Source organism: Marinomonas phaeophyticola, assembly GCF_026966905.1.
GTDB lineage: Bacteria > Pseudomonadota > Gammaproteobacteria > Pseudomonadales > Marinomonadaceae > Marinomonas > Marinomonas phaeophyticola.
In genome coordinates this window covers 192386-213099 of sequence record NZ_JAPUBN010000010.1, presented here as the reverse complement: position 1 = coordinate 213099, position 20714 = coordinate 192386, and the positions used below count along the sequence as shown (strand labels likewise).

The 20714-nt window shown below is 40.1% G+C and carries 19 protein-coding genes and 1 pseudogene; 10 read left to right on the top strand and 10 right to left on the bottom strand.

Annotation, left to right across the window (positions count from 1 at the left end; genetic code table 11):
• Positions 1 to 65 precede the first annotated feature (65 nt).
• Positions 66 to 410 carry a MarR family transcriptional regulator gene (locus tag O1D97_RS19795; RefSeq protein ID WP_428981087.1) on the top strand — a complete coding sequence of 115 codons (345 nt, stop codon included), beginning with the start codon at positions 66 to 68 and terminating at the stop codon, positions 408 to 410.
• On the opposite strand, the gene gbdR is transcribed toward O1D97_RS19795, so the two are convergent.
• Positions 407 to 1558, bottom strand: a complete 1152-nt coding sequence (gbdR, locus tag O1D97_RS03665; RefSeq protein WP_269122893.1) for a choline metabolism transcriptional regulator GbdR — start codon at positions 1556 to 1558, stop codon at positions 407 to 409. The genes O1D97_RS19795 and gbdR overlap by 4 nt on opposite strands.
• A 231-nt stretch (positions 1559 to 1789) precedes the next feature.
• Positions 1790 to 2917 carry an FAD-binding oxidoreductase gene (locus O1D97_RS03660; protein WP_269122892.1) on the bottom strand — a complete coding sequence of 376 codons (1128 nt, stop codon included), beginning with the start codon at positions 2915 to 2917 and terminating at the stop codon, positions 1790 to 1792.
• Between the two features lie 318 nt (positions 2918 to 3235).
• Here O1D97_RS03660 and O1D97_RS03655 point away from each other — a divergent pair, with 318 nt between their 5' ends.
• The 4 genes and pseudogenes from O1D97_RS03655 (at position 3236) to O1D97_RS19790 (ending at position 7585) form a co-directional block, all read left to right on the top strand.
• Entirely contained in the window at positions 3236 to 4510 is a 1275-nt protein-coding gene (locus tag O1D97_RS03655; RefSeq protein ID WP_269122891.1) for an aromatic ring-hydroxylating oxygenase subunit alpha, read from the top strand.
• A 253-nt stretch (positions 4511 to 4763) separates the two neighbouring features.
• The gene (locus O1D97_RS03650) at positions 4764 to 5780 is read left to right on the top strand and encodes an ABC transporter substrate-binding protein (RefSeq protein ID WP_269122890.1); all 1017 of its coding nucleotides are present in this window, start codon (positions 4764 to 4766) and stop codon (positions 5778 to 5780) included.
• A gap of 1 nt (position 5781) precedes the next feature.
• Entirely contained in the window at positions 5782 to 6834 is a 1053-nt protein-coding gene (locus O1D97_RS03645; protein WP_269122889.1) for a FecCD family ABC transporter permease, read from the top strand.
• Positions 6831 to 7585: pseudogene (locus O1D97_RS19790) on the top strand (ABC transporter ATP-binding protein). Before O1D97_RS03645 ends, O1D97_RS19790 begins: the two are co-directional and overlap by 4 nt.
• Positions 7586 to 7742: 157 nt before the next feature.
• Here O1D97_RS19790 and O1D97_RS03630 read toward each other — a convergent pair.
• Positions 7743 to 8408 (bottom strand): glutathione S-transferase, encoded by a 666-nt coding sequence (locus O1D97_RS03630; RefSeq protein ID WP_269122883.1) that lies wholly within the window; start codon positions 8406 to 8408, stop codon positions 7743 to 7745.
• A gap of 722 nt (positions 8409 to 9130) precedes the next feature.
• On the opposite strand from O1D97_RS03630, the gene O1D97_RS03625 reads away from it, so the two are divergent.
• The 4 genes from O1D97_RS03625 (at position 9131) to O1D97_RS03610 (ending at position 12583) form a co-directional block, all read left to right on the top strand.
• Positions 9131 to 9628, top strand: a complete 498-nt coding sequence (locus O1D97_RS03625; RefSeq protein WP_269122881.1) for a hypothetical protein — start codon at positions 9131 to 9133, stop codon at positions 9626 to 9628.
• A gap of 10 nt (positions 9629 to 9638) precedes the next feature.
• Positions 9639 to 10565, top strand: a complete 927-nt coding sequence (locus tag O1D97_RS03620) for a tripartite tricarboxylate transporter substrate binding protein (RefSeq protein ID WP_269122879.1) — start codon at positions 9639 to 9641, stop codon at positions 10563 to 10565.
• Positions 10566 to 10652: 87 nt separating this feature from the next.
• A complete protein-coding gene (locus O1D97_RS03615) occupies positions 10653 to 11102 on the top strand; it encodes a tripartite tricarboxylate transporter TctB family protein (protein WP_269122877.1) in 450 nt (149 codons plus the stop codon).
• An 8-nt stretch (positions 11103 to 11110) separates the two neighbouring features.
• On the top strand, positions 11111 to 12583 hold the full coding sequence (locus O1D97_RS03610; protein ID WP_269122875.1) for a tripartite tricarboxylate transporter permease: 1473 nt from the start codon (positions 11111 to 11113) through the stop codon (positions 12581 to 12583).
• A 384-nt stretch (positions 12584 to 12967) separates the two neighbouring features.
• Here the strand turns inward: O1D97_RS03610 and O1D97_RS03605 are convergent, their stop codons facing one another.
• The 7 genes from O1D97_RS03605 to O1D97_RS03575 form a co-directional block, all read right to left on the bottom strand.
• Positions 12968 to 13849 carry an NAD(P)-dependent oxidoreductase gene (locus O1D97_RS03605; RefSeq protein ID WP_269122874.1) on the bottom strand — a complete coding sequence of 294 codons (882 nt, stop codon included), beginning with the start codon at positions 13847 to 13849 and terminating at the stop codon, positions 12968 to 12970.
• 420 nt (positions 13850 to 14269) lie between these two features.
• Positions 14270 to 15064, bottom strand: coding sequence for an ABC transporter ATP-binding protein (locus O1D97_RS03600; protein ID WP_269122872.1), 795 nt, complete (start codon positions 15062 to 15064; stop codon positions 14270 to 14272).
• Complete coding sequence (locus tag O1D97_RS03595) at positions 15061 to 16143, bottom strand: FecCD family ABC transporter permease (protein ID WP_269122870.1); 1083 nt, start codon at positions 16141 to 16143, stop codon at positions 15061 to 15063. Before O1D97_RS03595 ends, O1D97_RS03600 begins: the two co-directional genes overlap by 4 nt.
• 144 nt (positions 16144 to 16287) lie before the next feature.
• The gene (locus O1D97_RS03590; protein WP_269122868.1) at positions 16288 to 17427 is read right to left on the bottom strand and encodes an ABC transporter substrate-binding protein; all 1140 of its coding nucleotides are present in this window, start codon (positions 17425 to 17427) and stop codon (positions 16288 to 16290) included.
• Positions 17428 to 17537: 110 nt separating this feature from the next.
• Positions 17538 to 18197 carry an NADPH-dependent FMN reductase gene (locus O1D97_RS03585; RefSeq protein ID WP_269122866.1) on the bottom strand — a complete coding sequence of 220 codons (660 nt, stop codon included), beginning with the start codon at positions 18195 to 18197 and terminating at the stop codon, positions 17538 to 17540.
• 42 nt (positions 18198 to 18239) lie between these two features.
• Positions 18240 to 19193, bottom strand: a complete 954-nt coding sequence (locus tag O1D97_RS03580) for a sigma-54 interaction domain-containing protein (protein ID WP_269122864.1) — start codon at positions 19191 to 19193, stop codon at positions 18240 to 18242.
• Between the two features lie 29 nt (positions 19194 to 19222).
• Positions 19223 to 19588, bottom strand: coding sequence for a PAS domain-containing protein (locus O1D97_RS03575; RefSeq protein WP_269122862.1), 366 nt, complete (start codon positions 19586 to 19588; stop codon positions 19223 to 19225).
• Between the two features lie 217 nt (positions 19589 to 19805).
• Between O1D97_RS03575 and O1D97_RS03570 the strand changes: the two genes are divergently transcribed.
• Positions 19806 to 20684, top strand: coding sequence for an MBL fold metallo-hydrolase (locus O1D97_RS03570; RefSeq protein WP_269122860.1), 879 nt, complete (start codon positions 19806 to 19808; stop codon positions 20682 to 20684).
• The last annotated feature ends 30 nt before the right edge of the window (positions 20685 to 20714 follow it).

The following is a 20714-nucleotide window of genomic DNA, read 5'->3' as shown; positions in this document are numbered from 1 at the left end:
GCGTCATTCGAGTATTAAATGATAATGGCTAGCTTGAAGCCCGTCAGTTAGCAGAGAAATGCTGTATTTTAAGCCCAAGCCTAACCCGTATTATTAGCCGATTTGAAAAAGAGGGTCTGATTATTCGTAATAGGTCGCCTCAAGATCAACGAATCACCCTACTATCGTTAAGTGATCAGGCAAAAGAGGTATTTGAGGAAATTAGTCCTAAAGTTGATTTAGCCTATGAACGCTTAACGAAAAAGTTAGGGAAAGAGAAAATGAAGGCTTTAAGTCTACTTCTGAAATACCCAAACTTGAATCAAAATAGTTCTACACTTCCAGGACAAACCAATATTAAGTGCATACTGCTCATGCCTATATGCACTTTTCTTATGATTTTTATATCATCCCATTGTGAATATAACTAGTACGTAATACTAGAACAGCTTAAATCATTCCCTAGATCAACACTGCCATAACTCGGCTCAGCTTGCGCCTTATTCAAGGCTAAAGAGGCATGCTGATGCTTTTCATCCATTGGTAAACGATTTGAGTCTTGATAAATTGGTTTAAAGTTATCATTAGACCAAACCATCTTACGTTCGTCTCTTGGTGATGTACCAATATGTTTACGGTAGCATCGACTAAAATGCGGAGTAGAAATAAAGCCACAGGCCGCCGAAATTTCCACAACAGACATACTTGATTGCTTGAGTAGCTGTCTTGCCCTATCAAGGCGTAATTTCAAATAATAACGCGACGGGGAGCAATCTAAATATTTATGGAACATCCTTTCCAACTGCCGTCTAGAGACATCCACAAACACGGCTAATTCATCTAGATCAATAGGCTCTTCTAAGTTATTTTCCATGAGTTCAATGACATCAACTAACTTAGGTTTGAAGCCTCCACCACTGTTCACTTGACGTAATAGAACACGTTGTTGATCCATTTCTGTACGAATACGATCACAAATAAACATATCAGAAACCGCACTCGACAATTTTGAACTGTGTTCACGGGCGATTAATGTCAAGAACATATCTAAAGGTGCACTGCCACCAGAAGAGGTAAAACGCTTATCGTCTATCGTAAAGAGTCTGTTATTACAGTTCACTTTAGGAAAATTTTCTTGCAATATCGTGAGGCATTCCCAATGGGCGCTGCAATTATAACCATCAAGCAAACCAGCATACGCCAATACATAAGCACCAGTACAAATCGCCCCCAGTCGAACACCTTTACGAGCTTGCTTTTGTAGCCAACTCACCTGCTTAGGACTGAAATTTCGAGTGATATTAACGCCACCAACTACGACTATCATATCTAAATCCGGAGCGTCTTCAATAGAAGAATCCGGCGTTAAACTCAGACCATCACTAGCCGACGAAGGTTGTCCTGTTTCCGTCATGACATGCCAAGTATAAAGCTCCTTAGCCGACAACTGATTTGCCATTCTCAATGGTTCGATAGAAGAGGCTAAAGCAATCATAGTAAAATGATCAAGTAGTAAAAAACCAACTCGAGTGGCTGGTTTACTATTAGGAGATGGGGATGAACCAGTTACGTTGATCATATTTATGCCCTCTTAATTAAGTGTTTTCGATATGAAGCAAAAAACAAACCAATCGAACACTTTTTTTATTATTTTTAATCAACTAGGTAATTTCATAGTTATTACCGCTGACTCGATGGAGAGAGCGGCAATTTAATCGCTAAACAAACAATAAGAGGTTAGCTTATTTTATAGAATGTAGCGCACTAATAACGACACTTGTAACTCGGTTTTAACACAAAAGCAATATTTTTAATATTCCACACTGATGTTTGATTTCACCACGGTACAACAAGATAAAACATAACCGTCCGCAATGTCCTCATCTGTAATGCCACCGTTGTGTTCCATTTGTGTTTCACCTTCTTTAACAAGCACTTTACAGGTACCACAAATCCCCATACCACATGCTTTAGGAATGTGCAGATCCAGCTTCGCCGCCGCATTATGAATCGTTTCTCCTTCCGCGATTTGAATACTTTTACCATAGTTTGCAAACTCAACGGTTAGCAAGTCTTCTCGGTTGATCGAATCGGCTTCGGCTTGAGCCACTTCAGCAAGTTCGATAGCATCTTCTACAATTGAGTTTGGCGTCGCTCCAAAAGATTCTTCATGATAACGGCTCATATCAAAACCCTTTTCTTGCAAAAGCGCTTTCACCGCTTTCATATAGGGTTCTGGACCACAACAAAAGACTTCTCTTTCCAAAAAGTCAGGAGCAATCATTTGCAGCTTTGCAAAATCCAAGAAGCCACGATAACCATTCCAAGTTAAACCGTTATGCATTCTTTCAACAATCATATGCAGACTAAAATTACCTATCCGAGACGCCATATGATCCAGCTCTCTAGGGAAAATTAAATCTCTAGGGGTACGTGCACTGTGAACAAACGTTACATCTACATCCGCATTAGTATCAAACCACCAGCGAGCCATAGACATAACAGGCGTAATGCCTACTCCACCTGACAAAAGCAACACTTTTTCAGATGGGTTATCAATACAGTTAAAATTACCAATTGGACCATGAACAGCCAGTTCTGCACCCACATCCATATTGTCATGTAACCAATTTGAAACCACACCACCAGGAACCCGCTTAACAGTAATAGAAAAACTATAAGGAACAGACGGTGCACTCGATATGGTGTACGAACGCATGACTTGCTTACCATCGATCTCAAGCTCTAAGGTTACAAATTGTCCTGGTTTAAAGAAAAACAGAATGGGTTGCTGTGCCATAAAACAAAAGGTGCATACATCCCAAGACTCTTGGATAACCTTTACACAGCGAACATTGTGGCGACCATTTACCCAAGTTTGTGTATTAACGGGTACAAAGTAGTCGACATTAACTCCAGTGGTATTTGAATTTGTCATGATGATTCTCTCTCACAGCATCGTTGCGTCACTTCATTTTTGCATTGTCGGTCGACTCTTATTATTGCAGTTAACCATTCACGACAATTTGTTGCTCATAGTGACCATTCCTTAACTGAAACTACTTAGATGCTCAAAAGTGAGTCGATTTTTGTCTGACCTATGTCGTTAACAGTCATTTTAAAATTCGAACCTTGTGTGAGGATTGCGATATATACAGTGCAGAGCAATTTACGGACTTCACTAAGTTATACACCATGCTTGTCCTCCGAAGGAAAAGAATAACAACCACTCTTTTTGTCATTAAGGCCGAAAAAGATGAACCAAAATGATTTGCTAAATTTACGCCATGCAACACTAAAAGAAGCACGCGATGAGATGTCGAATTTACTTTCTTCTCGTGCGGCTAACCATTCATTGGATGCGCCTCTTTATAACGACCCGCATATGTTTCGTATTGACATGGAAGAAGTATTCCAAAAAGAGTGGTTATTCGTGGGCATGACAAGCGAAGCCCCAAAAAGGGGCGATTATTTTACGGTGGAAATAGGTCAAAACCCGGTACTGGTTATTCGTGATGCCGATGGCTCCATCAACGCCTTCCATAATACCTGCCGTCACCGTGGCTCTCGTATCTGCACAGAACACAGAGGAAAAGTCGCTAATCTCGTCTGCCCTTATCATCAATGGACCTATGATTTAAAAGGCAACTTGCTATTTGCTGGTACAGAAATGGGTGATAGCTTTGATAAGCAGAAACATGGTTTGAAACGCGCACACTGTAAAACCGCTGGAGGATTTGTTTTCGTTTGCTTAGCGGATGACGCCCCTGAAGGCGATTTCGATGATTTTCTACACACATTAGAAGAATACATGGAACCTTATGATGTAGAAAACACTAAATTGGCTATTGAGTCCAATATGTACGAGAGGGCAAACTGGAAACTGGTGCTTGAGAATAATAGGGAGTGTTACCACTGTGCAGCAAATCACCCTGAATTATTGAATACCTTACTTGAATGGGATGATACCCAGGACCCAAGAGCCCCACAAGATTTTCTGGATCATTACCAAGCACAGTCGGATAAATGGGATGAAGAAAATATTCCCCATCAACACAAAAGTTTTGGCCCAGGACTACGCAATCGCATTGTGCGCATGCCACTGAAGAAAGGCACTAAAGTCATGACTATAGATGGAGGTCATGGCTGCAACAAAATGCTGGGGCGGGTGAAAAACGCAGAATTAGGCTCCATGCGAATCCTGCATTTACCAAACTCATGGAATCACATGCAGTCAGATCATTTTATCGTCTTTCGTGTGTTACCTATTTCAGCTCAAGAAACACTGGTCACAACGAAATGGTTTGTCCATAAAGATGCGGTTGAAGGTGTTGACTACGATCCTGAACGATTGCGTAAAGTCTGGGATGCCACTAATGAACAAGACCGAGTGTTAGGGGAGCAAAACCAACTAGGAATTAACTCCATTGCCTACCAACCAGGTCCTTATTCTGAAACCTATGAATTTGGTGTGGTTAACTTCCTTGAATGGTATACAGATACTATTTTAAAACACATAAAAGACAAATAAAGCTGTCTTTAGGTTAAAACACGACCGATCACCCTTTTGAACCCTAACGGAAAAACGTGTTAGGGTTTTTTTATGCGGCTATTCAAGTAACATTCTCAAACACACATGTGTTGCGGCGCTTTTAATGCTATTCTCCCTCTTTTATTTTAAATGAGAAATTCTCATACAGATCAAGAATAAAAGCATTTTCTTTCTAGACAGTTTCTCTCTACCATCTCTTTCAGACCATCATTATCTTGATAAGGACTCCACATTGAAAGCAATTCTTTCCGGCGCGGTTTTCTCCCTTGCATGCTTTTCATCAGTCTCTTTTGCTACTTCAGATTACCCACTTACTATTGAAAACTGTGGCTATAGTCAAACCTATTCCAAAGCGCCTAATGCACTTGTTTCTGTTGGGCAAGCCGCCACTGAAATTCTTTATAGCTTAGGTTTGTCCACTAAGGTAAAGGGAACCTCCGTCTGGTTTAATGACGTTTTACCTGAATTTGCACAAGAGAACCAGCACATTCCCGTATTAGCAAAAAACGACCCTAGTTTTGAATCTGTACTTTCTAAACGCCCAGAACTGGTGGTGGCTCAATACGAATGGCACATTGGTAAGCAAGGCACGGTCGCAACCCGCGAACAGTTCCATGACATGGGAATCCCTACTTATATTTTACCAATGGATTGCGACCACAAAGACAATTCCGTTGGCTTAGATGGCACTCGCTTGAATCCTTTCTCTACGGACTCACTCTACAAAAGCATCGATCAACTGGCCGCCATTTTTAATGTTACCGAACGGGGGAACCGTATCATTGATCATTTAAAAGAACGTGAAGAAAAAGCCATCAAACGCGCCCATCTTGCTATGGAGGAGCAAGGCTCAATAAAGCAAGAGTTTTCCGCCGTCTTCTGGTTCTCAAGTTCCGCCATGAATACAGACCCTTTTGTCGCTGGAAAAATAGGGCCAGCCGCCTATTTAATGGAAGCATTAGGCATAAACAATGTCGTTCAATCCAATGAAGAATGGCCAACAACCGGATGGGAAACCATTGCCAAAGCGAACCCTGACATGATTGTCATTGCCAAAATGAATCGTCGCCGCTTCCCAGCGGATGATTACTTGAAAAAAATCGAGTTTCTAAAAACAGACCCTGTCACCAAAGAAATGCAAGCCGTTAAAAACGATCGTATTGTCATCATTGATGCCTTGGAGATGGATGCGACCATTCGAATTATAAATGGCTTAGAAACGCTAACAGAGGCCGTGGTGAAACACTAATATGACGCCTTTTTCGGTTCCTACTGTTACGCTAAAGCACTCCTACTCCGTGTCATTGATCGCTTTTTTATTGTTATTATTAGCATTAATTTGTGGCATTTCCATTGGTGAAACAAATATTGCGTTCAATACTGTTTTGAAGTCATTAGCAAACAAACTGTTTAATGCCTCCTATGCTATTAATACGATTGACCAAGGCATCATCTGGAATTATCGCTTAACTCGAACCTTAGTCGCCGCCTGTTGTGGTGCGGCCTTGGCGGTAACAGGTTTGGTACTACAATCTCTATTAAGAAACTCATTAGCCGACCCCTATTTATTAGGGATTTCAGCAGGCGCTTCAACTGGAGCCGTCATGGTAACCATTGCTGGCGTAGGTGTTGGCGTCTTAACCTTGTCCGCCGGCGCCTTGATCGGAGCTATTTTAGCGTTTACATTTGTCGTGATCTTAGCGGTGTTAGCCTCCGGTAATCGCATGGGGAACCTCTCAACGCAAATCATTCTTGCGGGCATTGCTGGATCACAATTGTTTAACGCTCTGACGGCTTTTGTTATTGCGAAGTCGGCTAATGCAGAGCAAGCCAGAGGCATCATGTTTTGGCTATTAGGCAATTTATCCGGCGTTCGATGGCCCGAGGTCAGCTTAGCCATTCCGACTCTCCTTATTGGTTTATTAGTGATTATTTGGCACGGCCGTTCCTTAGATGCTTTTTTATTCGGCTCTGATGCCGCCGCTTCTATTGGTATTCCCGTAAAGCGAGTACAAACTCTGTTAATTTTTTCTACTGCGATGATGACGGCCGTCATGGTTTCAATGGTTGGAGCAATCGGCTTTGTTGGTTTAGTGATACCGCATGCAGCGCGCTTTCTTGTCGGCACAAAACATCTTGCATTGATCCCTACTTGCGCAATAACAGGCGCTGTCTTCTTAGTAATCTGTGATATAGGTTCACGTATTGTTATTCCAGGTCAAGTTCTCCCTATCGGTGTTGTGACCGCCCTGATAGGAGCCCCTTGCTTTGCTATTGTCCTTATTAGAGGTCAAAGAAAATGAAGCTAACGACCCAAAACCTTTCTTTTTCCGTGGCTAAACGTCCGTTAATCCATAAGGTGTCCCTCCAAATCGAAGAGGGTGAAAAAGTGGGATTAATCGGTCCAAATGGTTCAGGTAAGTCCACCCTTTTGCGGTTGCTTAGTGGATTAACAAAGCCGTCTCATGGGCAAATTTTTCTGGATGACCTCCCCTTACGCCACTATTCTCGGCGCCATTTAGCCCAATTAATGTCTTTCGTGCAACAAAAATCCAATACGGAAGACCGCATTAGAGCGGAAGATGTGGTTGCTTTAGGGAGGACTCCTTGGTTAAGACCTTTCGAACGTTGGGATGAAAAACATCAAAGTTTTGTTACAGATGCATTCCATCAAGTAGGTATGTGGCACAAATATGACCAACTCTGGCATACCCTGTCAGGGGGGAACAACAACGGTTGCATATTGCTCGGGCATTAGCGCAAGACACTCGCCTCATTATAATGGATGAGCCAACGAACCATCTAGACATTAAAAATCAACTGGTTGTTCTTTCTTTATTAAAACGCATTCAGCGCACTATGTTGATTGCATTACACGATTTAAACCATGCGCTACATTGTGATCGTCTTATTGCCTTAAAGGATGGCTGTATTGTTGCTGAAGGCTCTCCTAAACACTTAATTACACCTGAGTTTATTGAAGATATTTTTGGTGTGAAGGCACGTATTATTGAAGATAAGAATTATCCGACCGCCATTCAGTTACTTTCTTAAAAACCTTGATTTAAAAACGTATCTTTCCTCGACCCTAGTGTCTTTGCTCATTATTTAAACTCAATATCGCCAAGATAGAATAAAACGCCTTTCATTATGACGAGCTCATGTCATAATGAAAGGCTTAACAGTCATCATATTCTCTATCTATCACCCTTTACAAAGTAGTAAAAGTCCCACCTCTTGATACCGCTTTTTGATACGCAGGATTGGCTTCGACCTGAGTAATAAAACGATTAATATTAGGGAATTTAGTTAAATCCATACGAGTACTCGACGCTTGTAAAGGAAAGCTCATTTGAATGTCTGCAGCACTTAATTCCTTTCCTAATATCCAAGTATGTTCACCTAATGTTTTTTCAATAAAAGCTAACTGGGGCCCAATACGTGGCAAGATAAATTTTTCTTGAATTTTATTGCTCAGTACCTTTGCGATAGGCTTTATAAAAAAAGGCATTGGACCTTGCGACATCTTCATCATAACCAACTTCATTACCAGCAAAGGCATAAAAGAGCCTTCAGCAAAATGTAACCAATAGCGATAATCCAACAACGCTTGACCCTCTGTCGGTCTCAAGCGTTTCTCGGTATCATATCTATCCAACAGGTATTCAATAATCGCACCAGACTCTGCGACGATTAAATCACCATCGGTAATCACCGGAGACTTTCCTAGCGGATGGATTTTTTTTAAAGATTCAGGTCCAGAAGCCGTTTCAGGGTCTCGCTTATATTCAATGATTTCGTACTCTAAGTTAAGCTCTTCTAGCAACCACAAAATACGCTGAGAACGAGAGTTCTCTAGATGATGAACCTTAATCATACAAAACCTCAACCGTTTATTGAAAATAGACCAGTATTTCACTCTTATATTACAAACTATACGTTATAAATGAGAGTTCGGATGTCTTGCTGATAATGTATTCGATCAAGGCGGTCCGTTGAAATACTAATTATGTATCGCATCCACTTTTAGCCTACTTCAAATAAGAGGCGAATGAGGCCTATTGTCATGAAAGGTCTCAACTTATGCAATTGCTTCACATTTTAGCAAGACATTAGGAGATAAGCTTAATAAGATTATTCCCAAGCGTTTTTTCAATTTTTTAAGAGGTTTTAATGAATCATGTACTTAATATAACCGTTAATAACATCCAAGGTATTGTGACGCTGTAATATCAGAGATTTGCGGACCTTCATAAATACAATACCATTAGCCCCAAAATCAATACTTACTGACAAGCTCCTCTCTTTTACTCAATTTATCCTCTTACTATTTTGACGATATGCTCAGATTAACGTTGAAGCCTCAACTTGATATTAACAACCTTCTTTACTTTTCATTTATACAAAAAAATTGCTAATTCCATTGATAATTTTATTTGTAGTATTATAGTATTTTACTTTACATGAAGTGAGCAGCCTAGTAATCTTCTAAAAAATAATGAAAAGCACTCAGATTTTTATAATGTAAATACTTGTATTCAACCCGGTCTTTTTTGACGTTATAAAAAGTTTGAGCGTACGATCTGGCAGGAGTTTGAAATGGAAATAGATCATAAGCAGCTTGCTAAAGAAGCTATAGAGCTGGCTAAACCCTCGATAGAAAAGCTGTTTAACCAGACCAATCGGCAAGAACTGCATATTGTGATTATGGATCCTAGGATAAAGCCTTGGGAATCAACGTTTGAAAATGCAATTTTGCATGAAGAATCCATTAAAAATTCTTCATGGAGCATCCCGTTCGATGTTCTTGCTAGAAAAAAAGCCGTCCAAGCGTGGCGTGATCAAAGTGCAAATATTAATCATCAAACATTACATCCTTCGTCTCTACGTAATGATGATGTGCTGTTTTATGGTTCCTTTGTCTATGGAAACATTGTTGTCGCATGCAGTGGTGTTGAACCGTGGTTTGATATGCTCATTAGTGGTTGGATTGCTCTCGCTTTTGAACAATTAGCCATAAACGACTACCAACAAACCAAAATAGACAACCCAACTAAAGCGTATAAAAAAACTAAGAAAATAACTATAAAAATATAGGATTAAATTTATGAAAAAAATAATGAAAAACATCATTGTTATGGCTGGTATTTTTGCCTCTGCATCGGCTTTCACGGCTGATTACCCAAGTAAAAATATACGCTTAATTGTTCCTTTCGGCGCAGGTGGCGGTACGGATTCAGTCGGTCGTACAATTGCTAATAGTACTAAAGACATACTTGGTACAAACATATCCGTCATGAACCGAACGGGTGGCGCGGGTGCAGTAGGGATGAGTTTTGGTGCTCAACAGAGAGCTGATGGCTATACCTTAACTGTTGTTACTCGTGAAATTGCTTCATTGCCTCAAATGGGGTTAATGCAACATACAGCAGATGATTTCAAACTCATCCGTATGGTCAATCTAGATCCTGCTGTAGTGCTTGTCAGTAAAGACAGTAAATTCAACAGTATTAATGATTTAATAGAAGCTGCGAAAACTAATCCAGGAAAAGTAAAGTTTGCGTCAACTGCAGCGCCAAACTTCTATTTAATTGCGCTTCAAAAAGACCAAGGTATTCAACTTAATGCCATCCCTTACAATGGTTCTTCAGAAGCGATTCCATCCGTATTAGGTGGGCATACGGAAGTTACTATGGTTACTCCTGGTGAGGCTATATCTCAACTAAAATCAGGTCAATTAAAAGCATTAGGCGTAATGTCCAAAGATCGTATTTCTTACATTCCAGATGTCCCTACTTTAATAGAGCAAGGTGTTAATGTAACAAGTGGTACATGGAGAGGCATTGCCGCTCCTAAAAATACGCCAGATGAAATAATCACAACACTAGGTAACGCATTCGATAAAGCCATGGCTTCAGATGATTTTAAAAAATTCATGGCGCAAGGTGCAATGACTATTCATAACATGGATATGGCTGAGTTCACTCAATTTGTTAAAGACGATACTAAATCTTTAAGTACATTAATACAGTAACGACAACTAAGGTAGGAGTCGCCAATATCGTTTTGTCGACTCCTTCGTCGTTACTGAGTGTAGTTTATCTCAAAAGGGTTTCGTTCTATGTTTAATAGAGACATCGTTTTTCCTGTGCTTATCATTATTTTTAGTGCCACAGTTTTAGCGCTCATACCTCAATTCTCAATTCCGTCTTATGGTCAGCAAGATGCCAGCGTAGGCGCAAAATTTTTTCCTACCGTTCTAGCCATCTTACAAATAATAATTTGTATTGCGTTACTGGCACAACGGAAAATAAAACAACTTAAAACAACCGCATCCGCAAGTATATTTTCAAAGATGTCATTATTTGGCTTAGGCTTCTTAATAGCGTATGCCGTGTTAATAAGTTTTCTTGGTTATCTGATTGCTAGCCTAATTATGTTCACACTCTATTTGATTTTTTTAAAAACCAAGAAGGCCTCTTATTACCTATTTGCTTACTTTTTTGTTGTTGTAATTTATTACCTATTCAGTCAAGTTTTTTTAATTTCACTTCCTGAAGGTATCTTGTAGAGGCTTCTATGATTGATTATTTATTAAGCGGCCTTGGCGCTGCGTTTAGCTTAGCCGTATTTCCTGTTTTAATATTTGGTGTATTAGGCGGTATCATTCTGGGTGCATTGCCTGGTCTAACAGCCACGATGGGGGTAGCCATATTATTACCTTTTACCTTTGGAATGGAAGCAACCGCAGCGATGGTTATGCTTATTGGGGTTTACATTGGTGGTATATATGGCGGGTCTATCTCTGCAATCTTATTAAAGACGCCAGGAACACCCGCATCTGCTGCCACTGTGTTAGATGGCTATTCGCTAACCCAACAAGGTCAGGCCGCCCGAGCGTTAAGCATCTCTGCTGTAGCTTCATTTATTGGTGGTTTGGTGAGTACCATTATTTTAATTGCCATTGCCCCTACGTTGGCGAAATTTGCGCTTCGATTTAATGCGCCAGAATATTTCGCATTGGCTCTATTCGGTTTAACCATTATTGCCAGTATCTCTTCCAGAAATATACTCAAAGGATTACTCGCTGGTACGATTGGATTGCTCATCTCAACCGTCGGTCTTGACCCTATAAGCAGCGTTCCTAGATTCACATTTGGCGTAATGGACCTTTATAGTGGCATCAATGTCATTCCCGTATTAATTGGTTTATTTGCTATTTCAGAAGCATTAAATCAATTGGAAAAGTTGGGGGTAAAAGCACAAATCGCAGAAAAATTTAGTAACAAATTAATGAGCTTAAAAGACCTTAAAAGTATCCTCCCAACCTCTATAAAAAGTGCATTACTTGGTACGTCAATAGGCGCTGTACCAGGTGCTGGAGCCGATATATCTGCATTTGTATGTTACAACGAAGCTAAGCGCGTATCCAAGCAACCTGAAGAGTTTGGCAACGGTTCAATCAAAGGTCTAGCAGCTGCCGAATCAGGTAATAATGGCGTAACCGGTGGTTCATTAGTCCCTTTATTGACTCTTGGCGTTCCTGGAGATGCGGTTGCGGCAGTATTATTAGGCGCATTAATTATTCAAGGGTTAACGCCTGGCCCTCTTCTATTCAGCCAAAACCCAGAAATTGTCTATGGCATTTTTAGCTCTATGCTAGTTGCTAACATTGCTATGCTGGTCATTGGTTTATTGGGCATTCGCTTTTTTTGCCAAATATCTAAAGTGCCTAAGCTATTAATGATTCCAATCATTATTTTCTTATCGATAGTTGGTGCTTATGCAATAAACAACTCGATGTTTGATGTGGGGATCGCCATCGTGTTTGGCATTCTGGGCTTTGTTTTAGGTAAACTAGAAATTCCATCCTCTCCCATATTGCTTGCCATTATACTGGGCCCAATGGCTGAAACGAATTTAAGAAAGTCATTACTCATGTTTGACGGGAGTTGGGCATTTTTATATGAAAGGCCGATCGCATTAGCCTTTATAATGCTGGCTGTATTCTCAGTATGGTCAACCATCAGAAGAAATAAAAAGACGACATGACAATGCGTTTAGGTTTCTCGGCATCACTTTAGTAGTCGCTGAGAAACCTAAACATCTTGATTAAATTGCTATTACATTCCTCAAAAGGTCGCATCACATCCATCTATATCTATTTAGAACAAAGTAATCCGGTTAAGTCATGACGCTTATTTAGTATTAACCAAATGAATAAAAATATAAGAAGAGTTGCAGAATTTAGCGGCTCTTTAGATAGAACCAATGCAAGTATTATTAAACGCTGGGTTGTAACGGAGTTAAAACATTCACTTGAAAATAAGACCTCTGCCCCACATTGCTGTAGGGCAGAATATCATTAGATACAGCGATTATTCAGACTAGCTGTATTTTAGCAATTAAATTTACGTCACTGTAACTATTCAACCTTCAATCTGCCTTTAGCTCCATGAAATAGTCAAATATTTCAGGGACATTGCCATTCCCCATATTTAAATCAACACTAGCCTGAAGATTAGCAGAAGTCCCTTCAGCGATTAGAGAACGAGTTCCTAGATCTTCCACCATTTTCAAGAAGTAACCTAAATCTTTGTTTGCATTGGCAATAGAAAAACCTAAATCACTATTGTTATCGACGACGTAATTTTTACAAAACTGCATAAAAGGTGAATTAGATGGACCGGTAGACATGATGTCAAACAACTGTTGACGGTCTACTCCCGCTCGATCCGCAACAGCGAACGCCTGAGACATTGCCGTAACCGTTGTCATGCCCATGAAATTGTTGATCAGCTTAGTTGTGTGGCCCGCACCTAATGCACCTAAATAAAATACATTTTCACCTTGCTGCTCAAGGATAGGTTTAACTTTTTCAAAGTTTTCTTTATCACCCGCGGCCATAATATTCAATAAGCCGTCTTTAGCGTGAGCAGGAGTACGACCAAGAGGAGCATCAACCATACCTGCACCTTTGGCGGCCAAATCGGCACCTATTTTACAAGTAGAAGTAGGAATAGACGTACCGAAATCGATTAATACGGCTCCTTCTTTGATACCCGCTAAAATACCAGCTTCACCATATACCAATGATTCCACTACATTCGAAGTCGTCAAACACAGCATAACGATGTCACTCGCTGCAGCCAATTCTTTAGCGGATCCAGCTTCCGTCGCACCACGAGCAACACACTCAGCAACGGCCTCTTTATTCAAATCCATAACAACAAGTTCAAAGCCTTTATTCTGAAGGTTCTGAACCATATTTCCGCCCATTAGGCCAAGTCCGATGAATCCAATAATAGGTTTTGTCATTTTTATTCCCCTAGCGATTAAAACATCAATGAAAATTTAATCATCAATTTAATTGTATTATTATATTATAACAACACCTTTTCGATAGCAAAATAATATCGTTGTTTTAAATGAGGAAATCGACAACCCTCCAATCAAAGGTCACTGAATTTTTAGCTATCATTTTTTCAGAGAAAATAAAACAATTACACTTGAATACACATGGGCTTAAAAGGAAAAGGAGATGGGAATAAAGAATGCTTTTGTGGGTCTATCGTAACCCGCTATAACAAGAGTCTCTTTCAAAGCCGATTTAATAAATACACACCTGAATGAATAGATCACTACCGTTAAATCGACAAAAATCAAGGAGCCAGCCCTTTTTCGGGTGGCCCCTTTGACTATCATAAGGTTTTACGTTGTAGCTTGTAACACGACACATTAAGCCATGGCTAAGTTTGAATTTTCTAGTAATTTTGCATCAAGATATAATTGCCCTTCACGACTACGCTCCAAGCTCGTCTCTACTTTATAAGCTTCACCTAATAAAGGCATTGCCAGTACATCCGAGGCATTCCCTTGAGTTTGTATTTCTCCCTTGTCTAATAGCATTATTTGACCACAAAACTTAGCCGCTAGATTTACATCATGCAATGCTGCCACGGTAATAAAACCTCTTTCAATAGTGAGCTTTTTAATAATGGTTAATATTGAAAGCTGATGGTGTAAATCGAGTGCACTGGTTGGTTCATCCAATAAAATAATCTTTGGATTGACCACTAGAATGCGTGCCAGAGCCACTAATTGCTTTTGTCCACCACTCAATTCACTGATATTTTTTTCAGCAAGATGAGCAATATTAAGCAACTCCAGTACTTGGGCGACTTGGTGTACGTCGGATGATTTTACGCGCCAACTTACATTTTGCTTGAGAGACACAAGTACAGATTCGAACACAGATAAGGCTAAGCTACTATAGAAAGCTTGTGGCAAATAGATGACTTCCCGAGCACGTTCCTTTTTTGCGCAAGTACGAAGATTCTTGTCCCCCAAAAAAACGTCTCCGGAATGCACTGGAATCAAGCCCGCTATAGATTTAAATAGTGTCGATTTACCTGCGGCATTAGGGCCCAATAGCGCGGTAAAACTTCCACGATGTAAACCTTCAATACTCAATTGATCTAGAACGACATGGGAACCGTAACTCACGGTTAAATTGGAAACAGATAGACTCATAGGTTTTGCTCCTTTGAGTGCCTAATAATAATGGCAAGAAAAACAGGGACGCCAATAAGCGCGGTGATAATGCCTATAGGGTAAATAATTCCTGGCGTTAGCGCTTTACTTACAATTGAAGTAACGCTCAACATCAAGGCCCCTAATAAGGCCGACAAGGGAATAAAATAACGCTGATTTTCACCAACTAACAATCGAGCAATATGCGGCCCCACCAAACCAACAAAACCGATAGTACCGACAAAAGCAACCGCTGTAGCCGCCAGTAAAGAAATACATATTAATATTTCAATGCGCAATCGAGCTAAGTCTACCCCCATACTTAATGCACTCTCTTCCCCTAATCTTAAGGCAGTTAATCGCCATGTACGCATCATACAAAAAGGCATAATAATGGCTAATAGACTGGTACCCCAAAATATTTGCATCCAACTCGCTCGATTTAAAGAACCCAGCATCCAAAATACAATTCTTTGTAATTGCGTTTCAGAAGCACCGTACTCCATCATGGCCAACATGGCATTAAATGCAAAAAATATAGCGATACCAAAAAGTATAATAGCCTGAGTCCCAACCCCTTTTATACGCATCAGTAACAGCAGTAAACCACACGTAACTAATGCAAAAATAAACGCATTTAGCGTAACCAGTAGAGAACCGACATTCGCCACAAAACCAATACCCGTTACGATGGCGAGCGCCGCGCCAAAACTGGCGGCTGACGACACACCTAGAGTAAAAGGCTCTGCTAATGGGTTATTCAATAATGTCTGCATTAAGGCGCCAGAAATCCCCAACATAGCACCCACAATCACCGCTGTTACGGCAATAGGAAGGCGGTAATCCCAAATAATCACTTCTAATTTAATTCCGTGCGATTCCCTATTCATCAGCACGTCAAGAACGGTTGAGAAAGAAAAATTTCCTGGACCAATACTGACGTCCAGAACCAAACTGATGGCGAGTAAGACAACGACTATGGTTAACATTTGTATTTTCTTACTCTCACTTGCCACAAAACCACTAATTAGATCATGTTGCTTTTGTAATATTTCATGACCTTGGTTGGATACTTTCATTTTGCTATCCATATAACTAACCCGACTTTTAAAGGAATATCTTTCGTTAAATCACAGTACTTTATGTGGTATCAGCTCCCCTTTTGATAAAAGGCATTTGCGTATGCAATTTATCAAAAGGGAAATCATCACATCATCGATGCATCAATCTAGCTTCTGCCAAAAAACACCGCTGTAATCTATAGGAAGGAACTTATCGTGCAGCTCGACGAACTTTGCCTCGGGATCTAAGTCTTTAAAGTCTTCTGGGTAAAACCATTTTGCAAAAGTCTGCAGTGCAATAAAGTGATATGGGCTGTTATAAAACTGGTGATACATTGAGTAAAAGTGCTTTGATTTAACGGCGTCTAATTCAGACCACCCCTTTCGATCTGCCAGCGCTTTTAAGCGAGTTTGTGCCAACGCTGGCGTGGCCTCATAACCTAAAAGCACAGCGGCTGTATTTGGATTGGCTTCGGACCAGTTTGCACCAGTCCCAATAATGTAATCAATCTTATCGGTAAAAATCACTTCAGGATTGACCTTACCACTAAATCCTGGGATTTTACGACTTCCCCAATTGATACCACCCGCTTCATCAACTAAGCGACCTAGATTAGCGGCACCAAAGGTGTTACAACATTTATCAGGGTTATAACCTGCCGCCTGCTCGATAAACACCATAGGTCGTTCTTCTGGTGTTTTAGTTAACACTACAGAGTTCACAGATCGCATTTGCTCTACGTAATAATCAATAAACGCATTGGCTTCTTTTTCTCTCCCTAGAACCTTACCAAGCATGAGCAGGCTGGGAACCGTATTTTGTGTCGGTCTTTGACGGAAATCGACAAAGACAACTTTAATTCCCACTTTATCTAGTTTTGTTAGCAATCCACTTTCCTGTGCTTTAAGTAGATTTCCTAGATTCAAAATAAAAAGATCCGTATTCAAAGTGATAATTTTTTCTAAGCTGTAATCGCCTGTATATGGACTCCCTAGGTTTTCAATTTTCGCTATTTCTGGAAACGCATTAAGGTATTTTCGATAAGCATCCGGGTCATATTGAATCAAATCATCTTTCCACCCAACCACCCTAGCAAGAGGATTTTTCTTATCTAATAAAGCCAAGGTATAGGCTAAACGCCCTTCACCTAAAACGATATTTTGAATCTTGTCAGGGTCTACACTGACTTTACGCCCAGCAATATCCGTTACTTCTATTACTTCAGCAAATGCATTAAAAGCCACACCTAAAAATACCGGCAGCACACATTTTTTAATAAACGAACACTTTAAACTAATCACTTTTTATCCCTCGATGAATGACTTCAGAGGGACATTCTACCTATCGAAAAAGAGCAAGTAAATACAAATGATAACCATAATCATTTATATTTACTTATTTAATATCGCCTTTATGGCGCATTCCTCTCAGAAGGATTTGATTTAAAATCCATAATTTTTCCATGAGGATTAATCTCCGCTCGATGCTGTTTTGATGCCTGAGCCCACCACTCTAGCTGACTAAAAGAGCGATCAAAATAGTTAAACCAAGAGTCCTGCTCCTCTTCTAAGATCAATGACCCATCTTCCGCAAAAGCTTCTTGTGCTTTTGGGATATGTACCATTGCAGAAACAGGAAGACAGCCAAGTTCTGAAAGAAACGTTCGCATACCAATCGCTGCACGCATGCCTCCCCATTGACCTGCAGAATAGGTTACGATGGCGCTAGGTTTATACGAAAATAATGAACTACCAAAATGATTTAATAAGTTCATCAACGCAGGACTCATTGAGTGATTGTATTCGGGGCTTATCATAATAAATCCATCGGAGGACTCTATTCTCTCGGCCAACGCATTCAATGAGGAGGGAGCCTTGCCTTTTTGATAAGCAAAATGCGGTTTAAATACATTGTCTAATGGGTAATCTAAGGCATCCACAAATTCCACTTCATGGCCTATATATCTAGTATTCAAACAAGCAAGGCACGCTTTCAATACTCTTAGACCTAAACGAGCAGGTTTTGGCGGTGTACTATCACGAACAGTGCCTAAAAAAACGAGAAATTTCATTCATCTGACTCCTTCTATTTCCATACCATTAACGCGTAAAAGTCATCCTAATTTACGATATAAAGACCGTAAACTCACACCCGCTATCTGCGCTACTTTTTCTTTATCGTTATCATAGAACGTCATAAGATCTAACAAGTAGCGTTTTTCCGCGGTTTTTAAATCAACCCATTCAGCCTCTTTTTTATGACTTTGTTTAGAAACAGGTTGGGGCTCTGAAAAACGAAATGCTTTCTCTTGCTCATGATCAATACTCAAACATTCTTGAATAGTTCTACGCTCAATCAGGTTGGTATCCGTTAAAATAATCGCTCTATTCAGTAGATTGCTAAGCTCACGAATATTTCCTGGAAAATCATATAAGGTTAACAGCTGAAAAGCGGAATTGGTCAGATGGTACTCTTTTTTCTCACTAATTCGACGTAATAAGCTTTCTATAAGCACAGACAAATCCTCTTTGCGTTCACGTAACGAGGGAACAGAAATAGGGAATACATTAATGCGATAGTATAAATCCTGCCGAAACTCGCCGGTTTTTACCATTTGCATGAGATTCTTATGGGTCGCACACACTAAGCGAAAATTAGTATGCTTAACCGTAGACGATCCAACAGAGCGAAAAGAACCAGTTTCAATAAGACGCAATAACTTCACTTGCATGGAAAGAGGAACATCACCTATCTCATCCAAAAACAAAGTACCGCCATTCGCCAGTTCAACCAATCCTGTTCGATTATTATTCGCTCCGGTAAACGAGCCCTTAATATGCCCAAATAGCTCACTTTCAAATAATGAGTCCGTAAGGCCTGCGCATTCTAATGTAACTAAGGCATTGTTCGCTCTCTTACTGCTTTGATGTATCGCTGTTGCGACTAACTCCTTACCACTCCCCGACTCCCCTAGTAATAAAACAGACGCCTCACTTCGACTCACTCGAGCAATCTTTTCTAGCATTTGGTTAAAGCGCTTACTTGTCCCCACGAGTTTATCACCCATACTCTCAGCACTGGCCACGTTAATGGTTTTCAGCAGTTCAACAAAAAAAGTAGCCGGCCTTGAGAGTCATTAATAGGCAACATTTCTACATCTACGTGCTCTTTTCCCCTCGGTGTTTGATGTATGTGAAGCACCCGCTCTTTATGGCCTGTTTTAAGAACCGTAGATAATGGACAATCCTCCCCAGCCTCGTCACAAGGAACAGAATAGCCATGAGACACTTCATAGCAGCGATGTTTTCTATCTAAGGTCATCGCGCCAAATTCATTCTGATAAAGCTGATTGGTTGCTAAAATTTGATAATCCACTGAAACCAAAATAGCGGGACAATCATACCCCTCTAGCATACCTACCAACCCTTCATGTGAAGGGTAATCCGATGCAATGATATTCATAGTTTTTTGTCGCCAATGTCAAATCAAAAACCAAATCTGTCAAAAAAAACAACATTAGTCAAAACTAATTAAAGAAGAGATCAAAAAATTAAAAATAACTTCTAATATTTCAACAACTTAAAATATTAGAAGTTATTGGCATGCTTACTGCTATATTTAAATCATAGAACAATCCAGCTCTTACATAGTAATAAGACAAAATAGAGAGATACAAATAATGATTAATACAGTAATCAAACCCAATGTCGCTGCTTTTTTTGATAAAGACTCTAATACTTTTTCTTATGTTGTGAAGGATCCTCATTCATTCAGCTGCGCCATCATCGATAGCGTTTTAGATTTTGACTACGCTTCTGGTAGCACGACGAATACCAGTGCTGATGAGATCATAGATTATGTCGTCACTCACAAACTAAAAGTTGAATGGCTAATTGAAACTCATGTTCACGCAGATCATCTTTCCGCATCACCTTACCTACAGAAAAAATTAGGTGGGAAAATTGGAATTGGTGAGCACATTACTAAAGTACAGGGCACCTTTGGTCACATATTTAATGAAGGTTCTGATTTTAAAGCTAACGGGGCTCAATTCGACCATTTATTCAAAGATGGAGAGCTATACGATATCGGTTTAATGCAATGTATTGCTATTCACACACCTGGACATACACCCGCCTGCTTTACCCATGTGTTAGGGGATGCCGTATTTGTGGGCGACACCTTGTTTATGCCTGATGCGGGCACCGCTCGTGCAGACTTTCCTGGTGGCGATGCGGGAATACTCTACGATTCCATCCAGAAAATTTTAGCACTACCTGATGATTATCGTATTTTCATGTGTCACGACTATTGCCCAAATGGCCGTAAATTGGAGTTTCAAACAACCGTAAAAACACAGAAAGAAGAAAATATTCATGTAAAAAGCGATATCCATAAATCAACCTTTGTGAAGGTACGTGAAGCTCGTGATAAAACGCTGTCTATGCCGAGGCTGATCCTCCCTTCACTACAGATTAATATGCGTGCTGGACATATGCCTAAAGCGGAAGATAACGGCTTAGTTTACTTAAAAATCCCCTTAAATGCGTTTAAATAAACTCTTAATATATATTGAAACGCGTAAATA

Bases quoted from the DNA above. Each gene is read 5' to 3' on its own strand.
- gbdR (WP_269122893.1), bottom strand. From the start codon at position 1,558: ATGATCAACGTAACTGGTTCATCCCCATCTCCTAATAGTAAACCAGCC.
- O1D97_RS03660 (WP_269122892.1), bottom strand. From the start codon at position 2,917: ATGACAAATTCAAATACCACTGGAGTTAATGTCGACTACTTTGTACCC.
- O1D97_RS03655 (WP_269122891.1), top strand. From the start codon at position 3,236: ATGAACCAAAATGATTTGCTAAATTTACGCCATGCAACACTAAAAGAA.
- O1D97_RS03645 (WP_269122889.1), top strand. From the start codon at position 5,782: ATGACGCCTTTTTCGGTTCCTACTGTTACGCTAAAGCACTCCTACTCC.
- O1D97_RS03630 (WP_269122883.1), bottom strand. From the start codon at position 8,408: ATGATTAAGGTTCATCATCTAGAGAACTCTCGTTCTCAGCGTATTTTG.
- O1D97_RS03625 (WP_269122881.1), top strand. From the start codon at position 9,131: ATGGAAATAGATCATAAGCAGCTTGCTAAAGAAGCTATAGAGCTGGCT.
- O1D97_RS03620 (WP_269122879.1), top strand. From the start codon at position 9,639: ATGAAAAAAATAATGAAAAACATCATTGTTATGGCTGGTATTTTTGCC.
- O1D97_RS03615 (WP_269122877.1), top strand. From the start codon at position 10,653: ATGTTTAATAGAGACATCGTTTTTCCTGTGCTTATCATTATTTTTAGT.
- O1D97_RS03610 (WP_269122875.1), top strand. From the start codon at position 11,111: ATGATTGATTATTTATTAAGCGGCCTTGGCGCTGCGTTTAGCTTAGCC.
- O1D97_RS03605 (WP_269122874.1), bottom strand. From the start codon at position 13,849: ATGACAAAACCTATTATTGGATTCATCGGACTTGGCCTAATGGGCGGA.
- O1D97_RS03600 (WP_269122872.1), bottom strand. From the start codon at position 15,064: ATGAGTCTATCTGTTTCCAATTTAACCGTGAGTTACGGTTCCCATGTC.
- O1D97_RS03595 (WP_269122870.1), bottom strand. From the start codon at position 16,143: ATGAAAGTATCCAACCAAGGTCATGAAATATTACAAAAGCAACATGAT.
- O1D97_RS03585 (WP_269122866.1), bottom strand. From the start codon at position 18,197: ATGAAATTTCTCGTTTTTTTAGGCACTGTTCGTGATAGTACACCGCCA.
- O1D97_RS03580 (WP_269122864.1), bottom strand. From the start codon at position 19,193: ATGGGTGATAAACTCGTGGGGACAAGTAAGCGCTTTAACCAAATGCTA.
- O1D97_RS03575 (WP_269122862.1), bottom strand. From the start codon at position 19,588: ATGAATATCATTGCATCGGATTACCCTTCACATGAAGGGTTGGTAGGT.
- O1D97_RS03570 (WP_269122860.1), top strand. From the start codon at position 19,806: ATGATTAATACAGTAATCAAACCCAATGTCGCTGCTTTTTTTGATAAA.